We start from the raw sequence: 20,930 nt of genomic DNA, 5'->3' as shown, positions 1-20,930 counted from the left end.
AGGCTGGGGTCGCGGAGGTGTGATGGGGTCACGCACGGGAACGCTCACGATACCGGGCACCGCCGCGCTCACCCAGGTCGGCCGCCTGTCCACACTGGCCTGGGAGGTGCTGCGGGCGATCCCGCGCAGGCCCTTCCAGTTCCGCGAGTGGATCCTGCAGTGCTGGTTCTTCGCGAGCGTGACGATCCTGCCGACCGCGCTCGTCGCCATCCCGTTCGGCGCGGTGATCGCGCTGCAGCTGGGCTCGCTGACGCAGCAGATCGGCGCGCAGTCGTTCACCGGCGCGGCCAGCGCGCTGGCGATCGTGCAGCAGGCCGCCCCGCTGATCACCGCCCTGCTCGTCGCCGGCGCCGGCGGCAGTGCCGTCTGCGCGGACATCGGGGCGCGCAAGATCCGCGAGGAGATCGACGCGATGGAGGTGCTCGGGGTCAACCCGATCCAGCGCCTCATCGTGCCGCGCGTGCTCGCCGCGATGGTCGTGTCCGTGCTGCTCAACGGCCTGGTCAGCGTGGTCGGGGTGCTCGGCGGCTACTTCTTCAACGTCGTCATGCAGGGCGGCACCCCGGGCGCGTACCTGGCCAGCTTCAACGCGCTGGCACAGCTGCCCGACCTCTACGTCAGCGAGATCAAGGCGGTGCTGTACGGGTTCGTCGCCGGGGTGGTGGCCGCCTACCGCGGGCTCAACCCGGCCGGCGGCCCGAAGGGCGTCGGCGACGCGGTGAACCAGGCCGTGGTCATCACGTTCCTGCTGCTGTTCCTCATCAACGTCGTGCTGACCGCCATCTACCTGCGGATCGTTCCGCCGAAAGCGCTGTGATGACCGCCGAAACCCTGGAGAGACAGCCGGGGGTGTCCGACCGGACACTCGAGATGATCGCGCGCCCGGGCGCGGTCCTGGAGGGACTGGGCGGCCAGCTCTCCTTCTACGTCCGCGCGCTCGCCTGGGCGCCGCGCACGCTTCGCCGCTACCGCAAGGAAACATTGCGGCTGCTGACCGAGGTCTGTTTCGGCACCGGCGGTCTGGCCGTGATCGGCGGGACACTCGGCGTGATGATCGGCATGACCCTGTTCACCGGTCTCATCGTCGGCCTGCAGGGCTACGCCGCGCTCAGCCAGCTCGGCACGGCCGCGCTCACCGGGTTCATCTCGGCCTACTTCAACACGCGTGAGGTGGCGCCGCTGGCCGCCGGGCTCGCGTTGTCGGCGACCGTCGGCTGCGGGTTCACCGCGCAGCTCGGCGCGATGCGGATCTCCGAGGAGATCGACGCGCTCGAGGTGATGGCGGTGCCCAGCCTGCCGTACCTGGTCACCACGCGCGTGCTCGCCGGGCTCGGTGCGGTGATCCCGCTCTACGCGGTCGGCCTGCTGTCGTCCTACCTGGCGTCCCGGCAGGTCACGGTGTGGCTCTACGGCCAGTCCGCGGGCACCTACGACCACTACTTCGGGCTGTTCCTGCCGCCCGAGGACGTGCTGTGGTCGTTCGGCAAGGTGATCGTGTTCAGCGTGCTGGTGATCCTGTCGCACTGCTACTACGGCTACACCGCCAGCGGCGGCCCGGCCGGCGTCGGGGTCGCGGTGGGCCGCGCGGTGCGGACCTCGATCGTGCTGATCTCGGTGCTGGACTTCTTCCTCAGCCTGGCGATCTGGGGCGCGACCACGACGGTGAGGATCGCGGGATGAGACGGGCGGTGCTGCTGCGGCGACTCTGGTACCAGGTGCTCGGCCTGGTGTTCCTCGTCGTGTGCGGGCTGTTCTTCGCCACCACGGTGGCCGCCTACAACAAGGAGTTCACCCCGGTCGCGATGGTGCGGCTGGAGACCGACCACGTCGGCAACCAGCTGCGCAAGGGCTCCGACGTCAAGATCCGCGGCGTCGTGGTCGGCGAGGTGCGCTCGATCGACGCGCTCGGCGACCACGCCGTGCTCGACCTGGCCCTGGACCCGGACCAGCTGCCCCTGATCCCGGCCAACGTGTCGGCGCGGCTGCTGCCCAAGACCCTGTTCGGCGAACGCTACGTGGCGCTGCAGATCCCGCCCGATCCGGCGGCGCAGCACATCGCCGCCGGTGACGTCATCCCGCAGGACCGCAGCAGCTCCGCGATCGAGCTGGAGCAGGTGCTCAACAACGTCATGCCGCTGCTGCAGGCCGTCCAGCCGCAGAAGCTCGCCAGCACGCTCAGCGCGGTGTCCACCGCGCTCGACGGCCGCGGCGAGCAGCTCGGCGCCACGCTGGTCAACCTGTCCGAGTACCTGGCCGGGCTGAACCCGTCGCTGCCCGACATCAAGGCCGACATCACCGGGCTGGCGGACGTCGCGGACACCTACGACCGGGCCGCGCCGGACTTCCTGCAGGCGCTGGCCGATCTGACCACCACCACGAAGACCCTGGTGGACAAGCAGCAGACCCTCGCCCAGGTGTGGGCGTCGGTGACCGGCGCGAGCGACAACCTGGACAGCTTCCTGCGCGTCAACCGGGCCAACCTGATCAACCTCACGGTCACTTCGCAGTCCACATTGGAGGTCCTGGCGAAGTACGCGCCGGAGTACCCGTGCCTGCTGCAGCAGCTGGCCGAGGCCGTGCCGCGCGCGTACCAGGCCTTCGGCGCCGGCACCGACAAGATGAACCACGTGACGATCCGGTTCATCGCCGACCGCACCAAGTACGAGCCGGGCAAGGACGAACCGGAGTACCTCGACAAGCGTGGCCCGCGCTGCTACCCGATGGTGCCGCCGCCGGGCCGCTGGCCGCAGTACCCGCCGGGCGGGCCCATCCAGGACGGCTCGACCCACCCGCCGGCCGGCCCGGGCGCGAGCGTGCCGCTGCCCAGCAACGGGATCATCGCGGGCGGGTCCTCCACCACGGGTTCGGTGGCGAACTCGCCGGCCGAGCAGGACCTGGTCGCGGCGCTGCTGTCCCCGGCCGCGCCGCAGGACGTGCCCGGGTGGGCGACCCTGCTCGCCGGGCCGCTCTACCGCGGGGCGGAGGTGGAGGTCCAGTGAACCGGTTCCTGCCGTCGCTGATCAAGATCGCGATCTTCGCGGCCGTCACGGTGCTGCTGACCGGGATCCTCGGCGCGACCATCGCCAACACCGACTTCGGGGTCACCTCCACCTACACCGCGCGCTTCACCGACGCCTCCGGGCTGCACGAGGGCGACGACGTGCGGATCGTCGGCGTGAAGGTCGGGCAGGTGGACAGCATCACCGTCGAGCAGGACGGCGACGCCAGCTACGCCGACGTGCACTTCACCGTCCAGTCGGCCTACCGCTTGCCCGGCTCGGTCACCGCGACCGTCAAGTACCGCAACCTGGTCGGGCAGCGGTACCTGTCGCTGGGCACCAACGTCCCCGGCGACGACCGGCTCGCGGCGGGCGGCATGATCCCGCCGGAGCGCACCCAGCCCGCGCTCAACCTCACCGTGCTGTTCAACGGGTTCAAGCCGCTGTTCGCCGCGCTCGACCCGCAGCAGGTCAACCAGCTCTCCTACGAGATCATCCAGGTGTTCCAGGGCGAGGGCGGCACGATCGAGAGCCTGCTGTCGCACACCGCGTCGCTCACCCAGGCCATCGCCGACCGCGACCAGGTGATCGGCCAGGTGATCGGCAACCTCAACACCGTCCTGACCACGGTGAACGACCGCGGCCCGCAGCTGTCGAACCTGATCGACCAGACCCAGCAGCTGGTGTCCGGCCTGGCCGCCCAGCGCGGCCCGATCGGGGACGCGGTGTCCGCGCTGGGCGACCTCACCGACGCCACCGCCGGACTGCTCGCCGACGCCCGCCCGCCGGTGCAGCAGGACATCGCCGCGCTCGGCACGCTGTCCGGCACCCTGGCCGACTCCGGGCAGCTGATCGACGAGCTGCTGACGAAACTGCCCGGCAACCTGGAGAAGTTCACCCGGACCCTGAGCTACGGCGGCTGGTACAACTACTACCTCTGCGGCCTGACCGGGACGATCGGCGTGACCTCGCTGAACATCACGCTGCCGCTGCTCCCCCTTCCGGCGACCGAGCTTCCGGAGAGGTGCAAGACGTCATGAAGCCGCTCAAGGACCGCAACCAGGCCGCCGTCGGGGCGGTGACGCTCGTGCTCGTCGTGCTGGTGACGCTGGTGTCCTACTTCTCCGACGAGCTGCCGCTGCTCGGCACCGGGACCACCTACCAGGCCTACTTCGCCGAGTCCGCCGGTCTCGCGCCGGACAACGAGGTGCAGGTGGCCGGCGTGAAGGTCGGCCAGGTCACCGACGTGTCGCTGGCCGGCAAGACGGTGCTGGTCAGGTTCAAGGTGGAGAACACCCGCGTCGGCCGTGACTCGACCGCCTCGATCGAGATCAAGACGTTGCTGGGGGAGAAGTACCTGGCGCTGAAACCCAGGGGCGAGGGCGCGCTGGACCCGGACGAGCCGATCCCGGTCGAGCGGACCACCACGCCGTTCCAGCTGCAGGACGCCTTCCAGCAGCTGTCCACCACGGTCGATCAGATCGACACCGGCCAGCTGGCGCAGAGCTTCGACGTGGTCGCCGACGCGCTCAAGGACACGCCGCAACCGTTGCGGGACACGCTGTCCGGCCTGTCCGCGTTGTCGCGCACGGTGTCCTCCCGCGACCAGGAGCTGGCGAACCTGCTGGCGAACACCAGCCAGGTGTCGCGCACGCTCGCCGACCGCAACGCCCAGCTCACCGCGATCATCGACGACGGCAACCTGCTGCTCGGCGAGCTGCAGCGGCGCCGGGACGCGATCAAGGCGCTGCTCACCGGCACCCAGCAGCTCGCCGCCCAGCTGTCCGGCCTGGTCGCCGACAACCGCGCGCAGCTGCGGCCGACGCTGGAACGGCTCGGCGAGGTCACCACGATCCTGCAGAACAACCAGGACAACCTGAACCGCAGCCTCGAGCTGCTCGCGCCGTTCACCCGCGTCGGCGCGAACGCGACCGGGAACGGGCGCTGGTTCGAGGGCTACATCTGCGGGCTGCTGCCGCCGGTGATCAAGGCGGGTGGGCTGTCCATCAACCCGGAGGGCTGCACGCCGCCGATCTCCGCGCCGGACCAGGGATTGGGGGGCGGATGACGCTCGACAGCCGTGCCTCGCGCGGCGTCTACCGCTGGGTCGCGACCGGGTGCGTGGTCGCGCTGCTCGTGACCGCCGGGCTGTTCCTGGTGTTCCGGGACACCGGCGGCACGCGGATCTCCGCGCTGTTCGACAAGACCGTCGGCCTCTACGCCGGATCGTCGGTGCGGGTGCTCGGCGTGCAGGTCGGCGAGATCACCGGGGTCACCCCGGAAGGTGCCGTGGTGCGCGTGGACATGCGGGTCGACGACGACGTGCAGATCCCCGCCGACGCGGGTGCCGTGGTGGTCGCGCCCAGCCTGGTCAGCGACCGGTACGTGCAGCTCACCCCGGCCTACGACAGCGGCCCGGTGATGGCGTCCGGCGCCGTGATCCCGCGGGAGCGCACCGCGACGCCGATGGAGCTGGACGACCTCTACGGCACGCTGGACGAGCTCTCCACCAGCCTGGGCCCCAACGGCGCCAACGCCAACGGGGCGCTGTCCGATCTGCTGGACACCGCCGCGGCCAACCTCGACGGCAACGGGCTGAACCTCAACAGCACCGTCACCGAGCTGGCGAACCTGTCGCGCACCCTGGACAACTCCAAGGACGACCTGTTCGGCACCGTGCGGAACCTGCAGTCGTTCACCACCGCGCTGGCCGGCAGCGACGCGCAGCTCAACGAGTTCTACCAGCGGCTGGGCAACGTCACCGGCTTCCTCGCCGAGGACTCCGACGACGTCAGCGCCGCGCTGGCCGCCCTCGGCTCCTCGCTCGGCGACGTGCAGAGCTTCGTGGCGGAGAACAAGGACCTGCTGACGTCCAATGTGGACAAGCTGGCGAGCATCACGCAGGTGCTGGTGGACCAGCGGGCGGCGCTGGCCGAGGTGCTCGACGTCGGCCCGACCGGCATGACGAACTTCATCAACTCCTACGACGCGGCGTCGGGCAGCATCGCGATCCGCTACAACGCCAACGAGTTCACCAACCCGCTGATCACCACGCTGTGCCGGCTGATCAAGGCGTCCACGCCGGTCGGGCTGCCGACCACGGTCAGCGACGTGTGCGAGGCGATCGCCCCGGTGGTCGAGGGCATCGCGAAGGTGCCGTCGATCCCGCAGCTGCTGGCCGACATCAACAGCGGCAAGCTGCCGCCGCTGCCCCTGCTGCCGCTGGTCGACATCCCGGAGGCCGGGTCGTGAGGCGGCTGACCGGGGTGCTGAGCGGGGTGCTGCTGCTCGTGGCCGGCTGCGGGACGGCCGGCTTCTCCGGGCTGTACAACACGCCGCTGCCGGGCGGCGCGGACCTCGGCGACCACCCGTACCGGATCACCGCGCAGTTCGCCGACGTGCTCGACCTCGTCCCGCAGGCCGCGGTGAAGGTCAACGACGTGCCGATCGGCCGGGTCGACACCATCACGCTGGCGCCGGACACGAAGTCGGCGATCGTCACCATGAGCCTCAACGGCGACCTGAAGATGCCGGAGAACTCCTTCGCCCAGCTGCGCCAGTCGAGCCTGCTGGGGGAGAAGTTCGTGCAGCTCGCCGAGCCGGCCGGGGAACCGGCGGCCGGGACGTTGCGTGAGGGCTCGGTGATCCCGCTGACCCGCACCAACCGCAACCCCGAGGTGGAGGAGGTGCTGGGCGCGCTGTCGCTGCTGCTCAACGGCGGCGGCGTCAACCAGCTGGCCGACATCACCCGCGAGCTGAACCACGCGCTCACCGGCAACGAGGCGGAGATCCGGGCGCTGCTGGCGCGGGTGGACCGGATCGCGATCGAACTGGACGGGCAGAAGTCGGAGATCATCCGGGCCATCGACGGGCTCAACCGGCTGTCCGGCACGCTGGTCGCGCAGACCGCGAACCTGACCACCGCCCTGGACGATCTCGCGCCCGGCATGGACGTGGTGACCCAGCAGCGGGACCAGCTCGTCGGGATGCTGCAGTCGCTCGACCGGCTCTCCGGGGTGGCCGTGGACACGATCAACGCCAGCCGGGAGTCGCTGCTGGCGGACCTGCGGGCGCTCGCGCCCACCCTGTCCAAACTGGCCGAAGCGGGCACGGACCTGCCGGAGGCGCTGAAGATCCTGCCGACCTACCCGCTGCCCGACGTGGCCGGTGACGTGGTCAAGGGCGACTACGCGAACGTCACCGCGCGGCTGGACCTCAACCTGGACGCGATCTTCCAGAACATCGCCAACTCCGGCAAGTTCCCGTCGATCCAGCTGCCGAGCACCAACGTCACCGGCACGCAGGCCACGGCGCCGCCGCTGCCGATCCCGCAGCCGCAGCTGGGCACGTCGGGGGCCCAGACCCAGCCGCAGCCGGCGACCGGCCTGCTGCCGGGGCTGTCCGACCTGCTCGGCAACCTGCTCGGAGGAACGCCGTGATCACGCGCAAGCACCGGATCCAGCTGATCGCGTTCCTGCTGATCGCGCTCGCGTCGGTCGGTTACGCCGGCGGCGAGTACGCCGGGCTGGGCCGGCTGTTCGGCACCAGCGGTTACCTGGTGACGGCGAACCTGACCGAGTCGGGCGGGATCTTCGAAGGCGCCGAGGTGACCTACCGCGGGGTCGCGGTCGGGCGCGTGACGAAGCTGCACCTGACCGAGGAGGGGGTCGCGGTCGACCTGGACATCACCTCCGACGAGAAGATCCCGGCCGACACCGAGGCCGTCGTGGCGACCCGGTCGGCGGTCGGGGAGCAATACGTCGACCTGCGGCCCAAGCACGAGGACGGGCCCTACCTGGCGGACGGGTCGGTGATCACCAGCGACCGCACGGCCATCCCGCTGTCGCCGGACACCGTGCTGGCCAACCTCGACCGGCTCGTGTCCAGTGTGGACACGCAGTCGCTGAAGACGGTCGTGGACGAGACCTACGACGCGTTCGCGGGCAGCGGCCACGACCTGCAACAGCTGCTCGACACCGCGAACTCGTTCACCACCACCGCGACGGAGAACCTGCCGCAGACCACGCGGCTGCTCGCGGACGGCCGGACCGTGCTGGACACCCAGCAGCGGCAGGCCGACACCATCACGTCGATGGCGACCGGGCTGCGCACGATCGCCGAGCAGCTCAAGGGCGCCGACCCGGACCTGCGGAAGGTCATCGACACCACGCCCGGGCTCGCGCGGGACCTGGACACGATCCTCGCGACCTCCGGCACCGACCTCGGCGTGCTGATCGCGAACCTGCTCACCACCGCGCAGATCACCTCGGTGCGCACGGACGCGATCGAGGAGCTGCTGGTGGCCTACCCGGTGATCTCGGCGTTCACCCGGTCCGTGTGGTCCAACGGCGAGGGGCACCTCGGGCTGGTGCTGAACTTCTTCGACCCGCACTCGTGCACCAAGGGCTACGAGACGACGCAGCAGCGTCCGGCGAACGACACCCGCGAGGTCCCGGCGAACCGGCAGGCGTACTGCGCCGAACCGCCGGGCAGCGCGACGGGCGTGCGGGGCGCGCAGAACGCGCCGTACGCGGGCAAGCCGGTCAACCCGGCGAAGCCGTCCGGCCCCGCGCCCGCGCCGGAGCAGTCCTCGTCGCCTCAGCTGCCGGGGGTGCTGGGACTGGTCAGCGGGACCGCGAGCTCGCTCGGGCAGCTGCTGGGGCTGCCGGGATGACGCGGTTGCTGGGCGCGCTGGCGGCGGTCGCGGTGCTGGCCGCGGCGTGGTTCGGGTGGAGCTGGTGGAGCGCGGCGCACGACGACGGGCTGGTGCGTGCCCGGGACCGGGACGCGGTGATCGCGGCCGCGGGCGACGCGCTGGTCGCGTTGAACACGATCGACTACCGCGAGGCCGGCGCCGCGCTGGACCGGTGGATCGCGGTGACGAGCGGGCAGCTGGGCACGTCGCTGAGCGGGGACCGGCAGGGGCAGGTGGACCGGGCCACGGCGGCGAAACTGGTGGCGACGGCGTCGCTGCGGCAGATCGCCGTGACGGAGCTGACGGGTGACGCGGCGCGGGTGATCGCGGTGCTGGACGTGTCGATCGCCTCCGGTGGCGACGAGCCGAAGCCGGGCCGCAGCCATCTGACGGCGGACGTGGCGCGGGCCGGCGGGACGTGGAAGATCACGTCCGTGCAGGGGTCGTCGTGACTCCCCGCGTGGCGACGTGGGTGTCGGTGCTCACGGCGGTGATCGTGCTGGCCGGCGGGTTCGCCGGGTGGGCCGCGGTGCAGGCCGGCCGGTGGCACACGCCGAACGCCGCGCTCGCGGACGCACCGGCGACGACGGAGGCGGCGGAGCAGATCAGCGCGGCCCTGAAGGCGGTGTTTTCCTACGACTACGGCAACCTGGCGCGAACCGAGCGCGCCGCGGCGACGGTCCTGGTCGACGAGGCGGTGGCCCAGTACCGGGACACCTTCGCGGCGGCGCAGGAGCAGGCGGCCGCGCAGAAGCTGATCCGCACGACGACGGTGGCGTCCCTGGGGGTGCAGGACCTGAGCGGCGGCACGGCGCGGGTGCTGGCGTTCCTGGAGCAGCAGACGCTCAACACCACGACGGGCCAGCAGACCTCGTCGTCGGCAGCGTTGTCGGTGACGGCGCGCAAAGTGGACGGTACGTGGAAGATCGCCGCGCTGACACCGCTGTGACCACCGGCGGCGTGCGTCGGGATGGTGCCCGGCCGGCGCGAGCGCGGATCCCATCGGGATGCCCGTGCGCGCGGCGGTGCTCGGCAGCGCTCGCGGACGGCGTGCGCGGCGGAGCGCTTGCCATCGCGGCCGGTGCCGCTGGGTTCACCGGCGGCGTGCAGCGGCGGGGTGGCCGCCTTGCCGGCAGCCGGCTGCGGCCCGAGGTTGCGCGCGGCGGCGTGCGCGGTGCACCGCCTGCACCATCGCCGCGCCGGCTACAAGCGCAGCAGCGCGTACTGCGTCGTCCGGCCGGGCTGGGTGTACGTGCGCACCAGGTCGGCCAGCTGGTGCACCATCAGCAGGCCCCGCCCGCCCGGCTCGCCGTGGGGGCGCGGGTGCCGTCCGGCCAGGGGGTCCGCCAGGTGACCGTCGTCGTGGACGGCGCAGCACACGTGGCCGTCCGCGGGCCACAGCTCGACCCGGCACGAGCCGCCGGCATGGCGCAGGCTGTTGGTCACCAGCTCGGTGACGATCAGCTCCAGATCCGGCAGCCGGTCGTCGTCCAGGCCGAGGCGTCGCGCCTGCTCGGCCGCCCAGCGCCGGGCCTGCCGGACCTCCGCGTCGGCCGTCACCGGGAACACGACCGGCGCCGCCGCGGGCACCGGCTGGTTGTAGCGCGACACGACGTCGTCCGGCGCGTACTCCCCGCTGACGTACCGCCGCGACGCCTCCCACACCTCCGGGTGCGTCGCCCTGGCGTCGGCGACCACGTCCGGTTCCAGGGCCACCGTGTCGTAGGGGCACACGATCGTGACGTCCCGGCCGGTGAACGCGTGGTTGATCAGCGCCTCGTGCTGTGCGCACGCCGGGTACTCGGTGGCCGAACGGCCGGCCCAGATCGGTTCGCCGATGATGCGCACGTGCCGGTCCGGGTGCGCGTCGGCGAACCGGCGCAGCACCGTCGGGATGATCCGGCCCGGGTTGCGGCCGGCCTCGTTCATGTCCAGCCACAGCACGTCGTCGCTGCCGACCGCCGGGCGCAGCACCCGCAGCCGGTCGCCGGGCACGGCCACCGCGACCGGTTCCCGCCGCGCGAGACCGTCGGTGACGAACGGGACGAGCGTGTCCAGGTACTCCTCGTCGGAGCGGTAGAACAGCGCGGGGTGCACGAACGCGCTCACGCGACCCCCTCCACCCGCACCGACGGCAGCCCCAGCACTTCGACCAGGCGGGTGACGGCCGGCGAGGGATCGCGCAACACCAGTGTCGCACCCTCGCTCGCGGCGTGCTCGGCCAGCCGGGTCAGGCTCCGGTAGTCGGCGAACCGCAGACCGCTCACGTCGAGCACCAGACGGCCGTCGACCGGCCGCGGGTTCGCCCGCCGCAACGCCTCGGCCAGCAGCTGTTCGGTGTAGAGGTCCAGTTCCCCGGCGAGCGCGGCCGCCGCCGAAGCCGAGCCGAACAGCCGGAACCCGGGATCGGCGTTGCCCACCGGGTGCAGGCACGCCACCCTCGCCACCGCCTCGTCGTCGACCCGGCCGCGGTCGTACCCGCACATCGCCGAGAACGTCCCCGCGGCCGCGTACCGGTCCACCGTGTGCTCGTACCGCGCGAACGCGTCCAGCTGCTCGGGTGTGGCCACCAGCGTCGTGCAGTCCGCGGCGACCCGCAACCCGGTGTAACCCGCCGCGAGCGCGGCCTCGGTCGCCTCGGCGTAGCTGCGGGTCTGCTCGTCCGGATCGACCACCGTGCCCACGGCGTAGGTGTCGTCCAGCGAGACGACGCGCGCGGCGCCGGTGCGCAACGCCTCGTCCAGCCCGTCGAGCTCGGGCTCGCCGGGCGCGACGAACCAGACCTGCGTGCCCTGGGCGAGCCCGTCGCGCAGGAACTCCCGCGCGCGGGCCCGGAACTCGTCGGCGGACTCGAAGGCCCAGCACCGGTGATCGTGCAGCACTGACACAGCGTAGTAGTCTCGTTACTTCTGGTACAGGCTCTCGATGAACGTGGCGTAGTTCTTGGTCACCACGTTGCGCTTGAGCTTCAGGCTCGGCGTGATCTCGCCGCCGGCCTCGGTGAAGTCGTTGCCGAGGATGACGAACTTCTTGATCGACTCGGCGTGCGAGACCTGCTTGTTCGCCTCGTTCACGGCGCCCTGCACGGCCGCGATCAGGTCCGGGTCCTGCGCCAGGTCGGCGACCGTGGCGTCGGCGGGCTTGCCGTTCTGCGACTTCCAGGCCGGGAAGAACTCCTCGTCGATCGTGATCAGCGCGGCGATGAACGGGCGCTGGTCGCCGACCACCATGGCCTGGCTGATCAGCGGGTGGGCGCGCATGGTGTCCTCGAGGCCGGACGGGGCGACGTTCTTGCCGCCCGCCGTCACGATGATCTCCTTCTTGCGCCCGGTGATCTTGAGGAAGCCGTCGTCGTCGAGCTCGCCGAGGTCGCCGGTGTGGAACCAGCCGTCCTCCAGCGCCTCCTTGGTGGCGGTCTCGTTGTTGAAGTAGGCGCCGAACACGACGTCACCCTTGAGCAGGACCTCGCCGTCGTCGGCGATCCGCACCGAGGTGCCGGCCACCGGGCGGCCCACGGTGCCGACGCGGAACGCGTCCTGGGTGTTCACGTTCGCCGCGGCCGAGGTCTCGGTCAGGCCGTAGCCCTCGAACACCGGCACGCCGATGCCGCGGAAGAAGTGCGCCAGCCGGGCGCCCAGCGGCGCGCCACCGGACACCGCGGCGATGCAGCGGCCGCCCAGCGCGGCCCGCAGCTTGCCGTAGACCAGCTTGTCGAACAGGAGGTGCCGCGCCTTCAGCCCCAGCCCGGCGCCACCGGTGTCCTGCGCCTCGCTGTAGGACACCGCGACCTGCTCGGCCGCGTCGAAGATCTTGCCCTTGCCCTCGGAGTGGGCCTTCTGCTTCGCGCCGTTGTAGACCTTCTCGAACACGCGCGGCACGGCCACCACGAACGTCGGCCGGAACGTGCCCAGATCGGCGACCAGGTTCTTGACGTCGGAGGTGTGGCCCAGCGTGACGCGCGCGGTGACGGCGGTGACGGCGATGGCGCGGGCCAGCACGTGCGCCAGCGGCAGGAAGCACAGCAGCGAGTTGCCCTGCTCCATCAGCTGCGGGAAGGCGTTGATGTCGGCCCGGATCTCGGCGAGCAGGTTGCGGTGGGTCAGCTCGACGCCCTTGGGGCGGCCGGTGGTGCCCGAGGTGTACACGATGGTGGCCAGGTCGCCGGCCCGCACCAGGCGGCGCCGCTCGTGCACGGTGTCGTCGGCGACGTCGGCGCCCAGCGTGGTCAGCTCGTCCACCGCGGGCCGGGCCGCCTCGATCTGCCAGGTGTACCGCAGGTCGGGCAGCCGGTCGCGGACCTCGTCGACGGCGGCCAGGTGCTCGCTGGTCTCCACGAAGACGCCCTTGGCGCCGGAGTCGGACAGGATCCAGGCGACCTGCTCGGGCGAGGACGTGTCGTAGATCGGCACGGTGACCGCGCCCGCGGCCCAGATGGCGAAGTCGATCAGCGTCCACTCGTACCGGGTCTTGGACATCAGCCCGACCCGGTCACCCCGCTCGATCCCGGCCTCGACCAGGCCCTTGGCGATCCCGATGACCTGGGCGGCGAACTCGCGGGCGGTGACGTCCAGCCACGAGCCGTCCACCTGGCGCCGGAAGCTGATCGCGTCGGGGAACCGCTCGGCGTTCGCCCACACGATGTCGGCGAGGTTCTCGTCATCGGCAACCGGCTGCACTGCCGGGGCGCTGTACTCGCGCACGGTGGACCTCCGTGGTTCAGGGGTGTTACTCGCCAGTCACAACTTAGCGTCGGTGACACCTTACGACCAAGGGGGCGGACCGGCGGTAACACGGGCATGACATTCTGCTCGGCGTGAGCACGCTCAACGGTGCGCCGCCCAGCATCGACATCGTCGACGAGACGTTCCTCGCGGTGCCGCCCGCCACCGTGGCGGCGGTGTTCGCCGACCCGGCCGCGTGGCGGCGGTACTGGCCCGACCTGGTGCTCGAGGTCTACACCGACCGCGGTGACGAGGGGCTGCGCTGGACGGTCCGGGGCGCCCTGGTCGGCACGATGGAGGTCTGGCTGGAGCGCACGCTGGACGGCACGCTGCTGCACTACTTCCTGCGCGCGAGCCCGGCCGCGGAGATGAGCCCGCGCCGGCTGCGCCGCGAGTTCGACCGGCGAGCCCGCGCGGCCAAGGCCGTGGCGCTGGGGTTGAAGGAGATCCTCGAAGACGGCCGCGAGCCCGGCGTGCCCCCGAGGACTTCTTAGCGTCGCTAAACTGGGGCATCATGCGCGTTCATGTCGTCTCGGACGTCCACGGCAACACCGAGGCCCTGGCCCGGGCCGGTGAGGGGGCGGACGCGCTGATCGTCCTCGGCGATCTGCTCGACTTCGTCGACTACCACCAGCACGACCGGGGCATCCTCGGCACGTTGTTCGGCCCGGAGAAGGTCGCCACGTTCGCCCGGCTGCGCCGCGAGGGCACCCGCGAGGAGTCGATCGCCTTCTCGCGCTCCCTGTGGTCGAGCCTGGACGACCCGGCCGCCGCCGTCGAGGAGGCCGTCCGCGAGCAGTACTCCGCGATGTTCGCGGCGATGACCGCGCCGACCTACGCGATCGCCGGCAACGTCGACTCGCCGGACCTGTGGCCGGAGTTCGCCGGCGACGACGTGCGGCTCGTCGAGGGCGAGGTCGTCGAGATCGGCGGCCTGCGGTTCGGCTTCGCCGGCGGGGTGGTGCTGCCCGCCGGGGCCACGATCCGCCGGTCCAACCCGGTGTGGCGGCCCTACCTGCGCACCCAGGAGGAGTTCGACGCGGCCGTCGGCAAGCTCACCGACATCGACGTGCTGTGCACCCACCAGCCACCCGCGCTGCCCGAGCTGACCTACGACGTGGTGGCGCGGCGGCACGAACTGGGCTCGTCGGCCCTGCGCGCGCTGGTCTACGCGGAGCAGCCGCGGTGGTCGCTGTTCGGCCACGTGCACCAGCCGCTGTCGGCCAGGCTGCGGGTCGGCCGCACCGAATGCCGTAACGTCGGCCACTTCAAGGTCACCGAGCGCCCGCACGTCCTGCGGTGGTGACGCGGGACAGGCGGTAACCTCTCCGCCATGGCCGACCAGTCCACGCAGTCCATCGAGGTCGACGCGCCGCCGGAGAAGGTCATGGCGGTGATCGCGGACTTCGCGTCGTACCCGGAATGGGCCAAGCAGGTCCGGGAGACCGAGGTGCTCGCCACCGACGACACCGGCCGCGCGAAGCAGGTCAAGCTGACCCTGGACGCCGGTCCGATCAAGGACGTCTACACGCTGGAGTACGACTGGGCCGCCGACGGCCGCTCGGTGAGCTGGCACCTGGTGCGCGGGCAGATGCAGAAGGCGCAGGACGGCCGCTACGAGCTGGTCCCGGTCGGCGAGGGCCGCACCCGGGTCACCTACACGCTGTCGGTCGAGCTGGTGCTGCCGATGATCGGGCTGCTGCGCCGCAAGGCGGAGAAGATGGTCATGGACACCGCGCTCAAGGAGCTCAAGCGCCGCGTGGAGGACCTCGCCTGAGGGCGGGGCGGCGATGACGCGGCTGCTGCTGTTCACCGGCAAGGGAGGCGTCGGCAAGACGACGCTCGCCGCGGCGACGGCGGCGGGCCTGGCCGCGCGCGGGTACAAGACGCTGGTGGTGTCCACCGATCCGGCGCACTCGCTGGGCGACGCGTTCGGCAAGCGCCTGGGCCGCGAACCGTCCGACGTGGACACCCGGCTGCACGGGGCGCAGGTCGACTCGCGCGGCCTGGTCGACGACATCTGGCAGGACCTGCGCGGCCGGCTCAAGGGCGCGCTCGCCGGCGCCGGGGTGGACGCGCTGGACGCCGAGGAGCTGAGCGTCCTGCCGGGCGTGGACGAGCTGCTCGCGCTGACCGAGGTGCAGCGGCTGGCCGAGGCCGGCCGCTGGGACGTCGTGGTGGTGGACTGCGGGCCGACCGCGGAAACCCTGCGGCTGCTCGCGCTTCCCGAGGCCGTTTCCGGGTACCTGGACAAGGTGTTCGGCTGGCAGCTCACGCTCACCGGGTCGCGCGATCTGGCCCGGTCGGTCCGCGACCTCGCGGCGCACGTGTCCGCCCTGCGTGACCTGCTGACCGATCCGGCCGTCACCACCGTGCGGCTGGTGCTGACGCCGGAGCGGGTCGTGGTCGCCGAGGCGCGCCGCACGCTCAGCTCGCTGGCGCTGCGCGGCATCCGCGTCGACGGGCTGATCGTGAACCGGCTGATGCCCGCGCCCGGCGTGTGGCGGGGCGCGGCGGCGAACTGGATGCGCACCCGCCGCCGCCAGCAGGACGAGGTGCTCGGCGAGCTGACCTGGGAGCTGGCCCGGGTCGAGCACCGGGCAGCCGAACCGGTCGGGCTGCCCGCGCTGCGCGAGATCGCCACCGAGCTGTACGGCGAGCGGGATCCGTTGGCGGGCAACGGTTCCGGGTCCGCGCCGCTGCTGCACGTGACCGAAGTGGACGGTGGGTACCGGCTGCGGCTGGCGCTGCCGCTGGACCGCGGCGCCGAGCTGGACCTGGCGCGCGTGGACGACGACCTGGCCGTCACCGTGGACGGGTTCCGCCGCCTGGTCGCGTTGCCGGAACCGTTGCGCCCGTGCCGGATCACCGGTGCCGAGTCCGATGCGGACGGTCTCGTCGTCTCGCTGACCAAGCCGGGGGAGGACGGATGACGACCGAAGGGGTGACCGCGGCGAGCCTGGCCGAGGAGATCCGGCTGCTCGTCGAGATGGTCGCCGAACGCGCCGCGCCGTGGCTGGACGGCGTGGTCGCCGCCGGGCACGGCAAGCCCGAGACGCCCGAGGGCGACGGCGACTGCGGCTGGTGCCCGCTGTGCGCGATCGTCGCCGTGGTGCGCGGTGAGAAGCCCGAGTTCGTGGCTCGGGTGCTGGAGCAGGCGGCGCAGATCATCGCGTTGCTGCGGGCCGTGCTGGCCGACCGGTGGGAGCCGCAGGAGGGCGTGCACATGCCCGGCTTCCAGCCGCCGCCGCGGCCGCGGCCGGAGTCCGGCCGGGTGCAGCGCATCCCGGTCCAGTGGCGGGACGGCTAGTGCGTGCGATCGGCCTGGACGTCGGCGGCACGAGTGTCCGTGCCGGGGTGGTGGACGAGTACGGCTCGATCCTGGACACCGCGCGGGCGGGCACGCCGAGCGCCGAGGACGCGCTCGAGGACGCGATCACCGGTGTGATCGACGAGCTGCGCAACCGGCACGGGGACGTCACCGGGGTCGGTCTCGCGGTCGCCGGGTTCGTCGCCAACGACCGGCGCACCGTGATGTTCGCGCCGCACCTGGCGTGGCGGAACGCGCCGGTGGCGGACCGGATCGCCAAGCGCGTCGGGCTGCCGGTGACGCTGGAGCACGACGCCAACGCCGCCGCGGTCGGCGAGCACCGCTTCGGCGCGGCGCGTGGAGCCAAGGTCGCGGCGCTGGTGGCGATCGGCACCGGGATCGGCGCGGGCCTGCTGCTGGACGGCCAGCTGTACCGCGGCGCGAACGGGGTGGCGCCGGAGCTGGGGCACCTGACGGTCGTGCCGGACGGGCGGGCGTGCCCGTGCGGCAAGTACGGCTGCTGGGAGCGCTACTGCAGCGGGACGGCGCTGGCCGCGACCGCGATCGAGCTGCTGGCCCGGTATCCGGGCACCTCGACGATCCTGTCCCGGGACATCGCGCTGGACCCCGGCGCGCTGACCGGGCGCCGGGTGGCGGGGGCGGCGCGCGACGGCGACCCGGTCGCGCAGCGGGCGGTGGCCGAGCTGGCGAAGTGGCTCGGTGAGGGGCTGGCCCTGGTCGCGGACGTGTTCGACCCGGAGATCGTGGTGATCGCCGGCGGGGTGTCGGAGTCGGCGCCGCTGTTCCTCGACGAGGCTCGTGAGCACTACGCGGCCGCGATCACCGGCGGCAGGCACCGGCCGCTGGCGCGCATCCGGACCGCGCAGCTGGGCGACGACGCCGCCCTGGTGGGGGCCGCCGCGCTCGCGCTCGAAGCCCGGGCGGTATGACAAGCTGGACTGATGACCCCTGATGACGGCGACGGCTTCGTGTACTGCGAGCGCGGCCATCGGCACTGGGGCCTGTTCGGCGCCGCCGGCCTGTTGCTGACCGATCCCGAGCGGGGGGTGCTGCTGCAGCACCGGGCCTGGTGGACCCACCACGGCCGGACGTGGGCGTTGCCGGGCGGCGCGCGGCGCGGCCACGAGTCGGCGCGCGAGGCGGCGACGCGGGAGGCCGAGGAGGAGGCCGCGGTGCCGGTCGGCGCGGTGCGGCCCACCGCGGAGTCGGTGGTCGACCACGGCGGCTGGAGCTACACGACGGTGCTCGCGAACACCCGGCACCCGGTGCGGGAGCGGGTGGTCGACGAGGAGAGCGCCGAGCTGCGGTGGGTGCCGCCGGAGGAGGTCGGGTCGTTCCCGCTGCACGCCGATTTCGCCGCCGCGTGGCCGGCGCTGCACGCCCAGCTGGGGCGCGAGCTGGTGCTGGTGGTCGACGCGGCCAACGTGGTCGGGTCCCGGCCGGACGGCTGGTGGCGGGACCGGGCCGGCGCGGCGGAGCGGTTGCGGAACCGGCTGTCCGGGCTGGTGCGCGACGGGGTGCGCAGCGCGGACGTCGGGCTCGGCGGGGCGGAGTGGTCGTGGTGGCCGCGGGTGCAGATGGTCGTCGAGGGCCAGGCCCGGGACGTGTCCCCGGCCGACGACGTGGAGGTGATCGCCGCGGTCCGCGACGGCGACTCGCAGATCGTGGAGAGCGTCCGCAAGGCGCGGGACGCCCGGCCGCGGGACCACGTGGTGGTGGTGACGGCGGACCGGGAGCTGCGCTCCCGAGTCGAGGCCGAGGGCGCGAACGTGCTGGGCCCGGCGAAGCTGCTGGGCCTGGTGGCGGACTAGGGAGTGTCCTAAGTCATCGGGGCCAGAGGACGATGGCGGCGGTGGTGAGCCGGTTGCAGCGGCGTTCGACCACGTTCCGCTGCCGGTAGGCCTCGGCATCGGAAGCGGGAGGACGCCCGCCGCGGGAAGCAGCACCCGCATCGGCAACCCGCGCCCATCGACCGCACGATGGATCTTCGTGCTCAGCCCCGGAGCGGCCGCCAGGTGCCATCCGCGGCCCACCACGTCACTGAGAAATAAGACCGACCGATCGGTTTTCTAGTGTACGGTCGGTCCCATGCACATCGATCGGCGGCGCGAGCGCGGGCGGCGCACCCGGGAGACGGTGCTCGACGCGGCGGTGGCTCTGGCCTCGGTGCACGGGCTGGACGGCCTGACCTTCGGGCGGCTCGCCGAGCACCTCGGCACCAGCAAGTCCGGGCTGTTCGCGCACTGGAAGGACAAGGAGCACCTGCAGCTCGACGCGATCGACCAGGCGCGCCGCCAGTGGACGGACCGCGTCATGGCACCCGCGCTGCGCACGCCGCCCGGCATCCGGCGGGTGTTCGCGCTGCACGAGGCGCGGATGGCCTTCTACGCCGGCGGTGTGCTGCCCGGTGGGTGCTTCTTCCTCGCCGCGCAAACCGAGTTCGACGACCGGCCCGGCGCGGTCCAGGCGAAAACGGCGCAGGCGCTGCACGACTGGCTCGCGTTCATCCGCTCGCTCGTCGACGAGGCGATCGCGCTGGGCGAGCTGACCGAAGACGCCGACCCGGACCAGCTCGCCTACGAGATCGACGCGCTCGGCGAGTCGGCCGTGATCCACTCGCGCCTCGTCGGGCACGAGGTCACCTACGCCCGCGCCCGCCGCGCCGTCCTGGAGCGGCTGCGCGCCCTGGCCACCGATCCCGCCACCCTGCCGGAGGACTGAACCGTGCTGCGCACCTCGTGGACACCCGGGCCCGCCACCGCGAGCGGGCTCGTGCTCGTCAGCGTCACCGGCTTCACCGCCGACCGGCTGCGCGACCTGCCGGGGATCTACCGCGCGGGCAGACAGCTGGCGCGCCTGTGGCCGGCCCTCGACGGCGCGGTCGGGCACTGGCTCTGGGCCGAACCCTCGCGGCGCAGAACCGGCTCGGTCTCACTGTGGCGGAGCGAGGACGCCATGCGCGGCTTCGTCGGCCTGCCCGTGCACCGCCGGATCATGCGGACCTACCGCGGGCGGGGCGAGATCCGCTCCACGACGTGGACCGCGAGCGATCCGGACCTGCGCGAGGTGTGGCACCGGGCCACGGAGTTCCTCCGCCTGCCCCGCTGACCACTCAGGTCAGCGCCGCGGTCAGCTGGTCCACTCCGGCGGCCATCAGATCGGCCAGGTCCGCCCGCGGGTCGCGCAGCCACTGCTCGTACGCCGCCAGCGCGATGCCCAGCGCGGTGTAGGCCACGGTCTGCGGGGCGAGCGCCGAGGCGTCCACCCCGAGCCGGTCCGCGACGAACTCCGCGATCACCTGCCGCCAGTCCGCGTACCGCAGCGTGGAATGCGCTTGCAGCGCCGGGGTGGTCAGGATCAGCTCCATCCGCTGCCGGTGCCACACCGCCTCGTCCGGGTCGACCCGGTTGAAGTCCACCAGCGCCTCGCGCAGCACACCGGGCAGCGGGCGGTCCGGCGGGTAGGTGGCGAGCCGCTTGCGCATCCGGTCCAGCTGCCCGTCGAAGTCGCCCCAGGCGATGTCGTTCTTCGACGGGAAGTAGCGGAAGAACGTGCGCCGCCCGATGCCGGCGGCCTTCGCGATGTCGTCGATCGTCGTGCGGTCGAAGCCGCGGGTGGCGAACAGCTCGAACGCCACGTGCTCGACCTCCGCCCGCGACGTGATCGGCTTGCGCCCCGCCCTGGGCGCCGGCTCCGCCTTTTCGGTCATCCCTCTTCCATTCGGCACTGGGTGCCATTATCGTCCGAGAAGCGCGGCCGCACCGGAGCGGCCGGATCGCCGAAGGGAGCATCCCATGTCCGACAGCAAGAATGTTTCCCCCACCGCGGAGGACTCGCTCGTCGAGGAGGACCTGCTCGTCGAAGAGGTCTCCATCGACGGCATGTGCGGCGTCTACTGACCGTGTTCGATCCGGACCAGGCCTACCGGTGCTCCCCGCGCGTCGCGTTGCGGCCGGAACCGTTCGGGGCGCTCGCCTACGACTTCGGCACCCGGAGGCTGGCGTTCCTGAAGACGAAGATCCTGGTCGAGGTGGTGCGCACGCTCGGGGACCAGCCCGACGTGCACACCACCCTCGACGCCGCCGGCGTCCCGGACGACCAGCGTCCGGCCTACCTGACGGCGCTGGCGGGACTGGCCGAGAACGGCACGATCGAACCGCGCTGACCGCAGACGAGAAGGGCGT

Annotated in this window: 25 protein-coding genes; 21 read left to right on the top strand and 4 right to left on the bottom strand. The window is 72.2% G+C overall.

Annotation, left to right across the window (positions count from 1 at the left end; genetic code table 11):
• Positions 1-22 precede the first annotated feature (22 nt).
• Genes L1857_RS27535 through L1857_RS27490 form a run of 10 tightly spaced genes read left to right on the top strand, consistent with a single transcriptional unit; the run spans position 23 to position 9,643 of the window.
• The gene (locus L1857_RS27535; RefSeq protein WP_094007530.1) at positions 23-817 is read left to right on the top strand and encodes an MlaE family ABC transporter permease; all 795 of its coding nucleotides are present in this window, start codon (positions 23-25) and stop codon (positions 815-817) included.
• Positions 817-1,680: an MlaE family ABC transporter permease gene (locus L1857_RS27530; RefSeq protein ID WP_162831107.1), complete on the top strand. Its 864-nt coding sequence runs from the start codon at positions 817-819 to the stop codon at positions 1,678-1,680. Before L1857_RS27535 ends, L1857_RS27530 begins: the two co-directional genes overlap by 1 nt.
• Entirely contained in the window at positions 1,677-2,999 is a 1,323-nt protein-coding gene (locus L1857_RS27525; RefSeq protein ID WP_116111370.1) for an MCE family protein, read from the top strand. Before L1857_RS27530 ends, L1857_RS27525 begins: the two co-directional genes overlap by 4 nt.
• Complete coding sequence (locus L1857_RS27520) at positions 2,996-4,039, top strand: MCE family protein (RefSeq protein ID WP_094007533.1); 1,044 nt, start codon at positions 2,996-2,998, stop codon at positions 4,037-4,039. The genes L1857_RS27525 and L1857_RS27520 overlap by 4 nt, the downstream gene beginning before the upstream one ends.
• A complete protein-coding gene (locus L1857_RS27515; RefSeq protein ID WP_094007534.1) occupies positions 4,036-5,067 on the top strand; it encodes an MCE family protein in 1,032 nt (343 codons plus the stop codon). The genes L1857_RS27520 and L1857_RS27515 overlap by 4 nt, the downstream gene beginning before the upstream one ends.
• A complete protein-coding gene (locus L1857_RS27510) occupies positions 5,064-6,251 on the top strand; it encodes an MCE family protein (RefSeq protein WP_094007535.1) in 1,188 nt (395 codons plus the stop codon). The genes L1857_RS27515 and L1857_RS27510 overlap by 4 nt, the downstream gene beginning before the upstream one ends.
• Positions 6,248-7,438, top strand: a complete 1,191-nt coding sequence (locus L1857_RS27505) for an MCE family protein (protein ID WP_116111368.1) — start codon at positions 6,248-6,250, stop codon at positions 7,436-7,438. The genes L1857_RS27510 and L1857_RS27505 overlap by 4 nt, the downstream gene beginning before the upstream one ends.
• On the top strand, positions 7,435-8,673 hold the full coding sequence (locus L1857_RS27500; RefSeq protein ID WP_116111367.1) for an MCE family protein: 1,239 nt from the start codon (positions 7,435-7,437) through the stop codon (positions 8,671-8,673). Before L1857_RS27505 ends, L1857_RS27500 begins: the two co-directional genes overlap by 4 nt.
• Positions 8,670-9,146, top strand: coding sequence for a hypothetical protein (locus L1857_RS27495; RefSeq protein WP_116111366.1), 477 nt, complete (start codon positions 8,670-8,672; stop codon positions 9,144-9,146). Before L1857_RS27500 ends, L1857_RS27495 begins: the two co-directional genes overlap by 4 nt.
• On the top strand, positions 9,143-9,643 hold the full coding sequence (locus L1857_RS27490; protein WP_249466698.1) for a nuclear transport factor 2 family protein: 501 nt from the start codon (positions 9,143-9,145) through the stop codon (positions 9,641-9,643). Before L1857_RS27495 ends, L1857_RS27490 begins: the two co-directional genes overlap by 4 nt.
• Positions 9,644-9,897: 254 nt before the next feature.
• Here L1857_RS27490 and L1857_RS27485 read toward each other — a convergent pair whose 3' ends face one another.
• Genes L1857_RS27485 through L1857_RS27475 form a run of 3 tightly spaced genes read right to left on the bottom strand, consistent with a single transcriptional unit; the run spans position 9,898 to position 13,394 of the window.
• Positions 9,898-10,803 carry a sensor histidine kinase gene (locus tag L1857_RS27485; protein ID WP_249466694.1) on the bottom strand — a complete coding sequence of 302 codons (906 nt, stop codon included), beginning with the start codon at positions 10,801-10,803 and terminating at the stop codon, positions 9,898-9,900.
• Positions 10,800-11,576 (bottom strand): MEDS domain-containing protein, encoded by a 777-nt coding sequence (locus L1857_RS27480; RefSeq protein ID WP_240323253.1) that lies wholly within the window; start codon positions 11,574-11,576, stop codon positions 10,800-10,802. Before L1857_RS27480 ends, L1857_RS27485 begins: the two co-directional genes overlap by 4 nt.
• Positions 11,577-11,597: 21 nt before the next feature.
• The gene (locus L1857_RS27475; protein WP_094007542.1) at positions 11,598-13,394 is read right to left on the bottom strand and encodes an AMP-dependent synthetase/ligase; all 1,797 of its coding nucleotides are present in this window, start codon (positions 13,392-13,394) and stop codon (positions 11,598-11,600) included.
• 113 nt (positions 13,395-13,507) lie between these two features.
• Between L1857_RS27475 and L1857_RS27470 the strand changes: the two genes are divergently transcribed.
• The 9 genes from L1857_RS27470 (at position 13,508) to L1857_RS27430 (ending at position 19,854) form a co-directional block, all read left to right on the top strand.
• Complete coding sequence (locus L1857_RS27470; protein WP_094007543.1) at positions 13,508-13,909, top strand: polyketide cyclase / dehydrase and lipid transport; 402 nt, start codon at positions 13,508-13,510, stop codon at positions 13,907-13,909.
• A 20-nt stretch (positions 13,910-13,929) separates the two neighbouring features.
• Entirely contained in the window at positions 13,930-14,721 is a 792-nt protein-coding gene (locus L1857_RS27465) for a metallophosphoesterase family protein (RefSeq protein ID WP_116111362.1), read from the top strand.
• 27 nt (positions 14,722-14,748) lie between these two features.
• Positions 14,749-15,192 carry an SRPBCC family protein gene (locus tag L1857_RS27460; RefSeq protein WP_094007545.1) on the top strand — a complete coding sequence of 148 codons (444 nt, stop codon included), beginning with the start codon at positions 14,749-14,751 and terminating at the stop codon, positions 15,190-15,192.
• Between the two features lie 13 nt (positions 15,193-15,205).
• Entirely contained in the window at positions 15,206-16,348 is a 1,143-nt protein-coding gene (locus tag L1857_RS27455) for an ArsA family ATPase (protein ID WP_249466691.1), read from the top strand.
• Positions 16,345-16,725 carry a hypothetical protein gene (locus tag L1857_RS27450; protein ID WP_094007547.1) on the top strand — a complete coding sequence of 127 codons (381 nt, stop codon included), beginning with the start codon at positions 16,345-16,347 and terminating at the stop codon, positions 16,723-16,725. The genes L1857_RS27455 and L1857_RS27450 overlap by 4 nt, the downstream gene beginning before the upstream one ends.
• A 14-nt stretch (positions 16,726-16,739) precedes the next feature.
• On the top strand, positions 16,740-17,675 hold the full coding sequence (locus L1857_RS27445; RefSeq protein WP_116111404.1) for an ROK family protein: 936 nt from the start codon (positions 16,740-16,742) through the stop codon (positions 17,673-17,675).
• 12 nt (positions 17,676-17,687) lie between these two features.
• Positions 17,688-18,557, top strand: coding sequence for an NUDIX domain-containing protein (locus L1857_RS27440; RefSeq protein WP_116111360.1), 870 nt, complete (start codon positions 17,688-17,690; stop codon positions 18,555-18,557).
• 277 nt (positions 18,558-18,834) lie between these two features.
• Positions 18,835-19,467 (top strand): TetR/AcrR family transcriptional regulator, encoded by a 633-nt coding sequence (locus L1857_RS27435; RefSeq protein WP_116111359.1) that lies wholly within the window; start codon positions 18,835-18,837, stop codon positions 19,465-19,467.
• A gap of 3 nt (positions 19,468-19,470) precedes the next feature.
• Complete coding sequence (locus L1857_RS27430) at positions 19,471-19,854, top strand: hypothetical protein (protein ID WP_116111358.1); 384 nt, start codon at positions 19,471-19,473, stop codon at positions 19,852-19,854.
• A gap of 4 nt (positions 19,855-19,858) precedes the next feature.
• Here L1857_RS27430 and mftR read toward each other — a convergent pair whose 3' ends face one another.
• Positions 19,859-20,455 carry a mycofactocin system transcriptional regulator MftR gene (gene mftR / locus L1857_RS27425; protein WP_094007551.1) on the bottom strand — a complete coding sequence of 199 codons (597 nt, stop codon included), beginning with the start codon at positions 20,453-20,455 and terminating at the stop codon, positions 19,859-19,861.
• Between the two features lie 85 nt (positions 20,456-20,540).
• Between mftR and mftA the strand changes: the two genes are divergently transcribed.
• Both mftA and mftB read left to right on the top strand, forming a co-directional pair.
• Entirely contained in the window at positions 20,541-20,645 is a 105-nt protein-coding gene (gene mftA, locus L1857_RS27420; RefSeq protein ID WP_094007552.1) for a mycofactocin precursor MftA, read from the top strand.
• Positions 20,630-20,911: a mycofactocin biosynthesis chaperone MftB gene (mftB, locus tag L1857_RS27415; RefSeq protein ID WP_116111357.1), complete on the top strand. Its 282-nt coding sequence runs from the start codon at positions 20,630-20,632 to the stop codon at positions 20,909-20,911. The genes mftA and mftB overlap by 16 nt, the downstream gene beginning before the upstream one ends.
• Positions 20,912-20,930 lie beyond the last annotated feature (19 nt).

The organism is Amycolatopsis thermalba, assembly GCF_023376025.1.
Lineage (GTDB): Bacteria > Actinomycetota > Actinomycetes > Mycobacteriales > Pseudonocardiaceae > Amycolatopsis_E > Amycolatopsis_E thermalba.
This window is presented reverse-complemented; position numbering and strand designations above follow the sequence as displayed.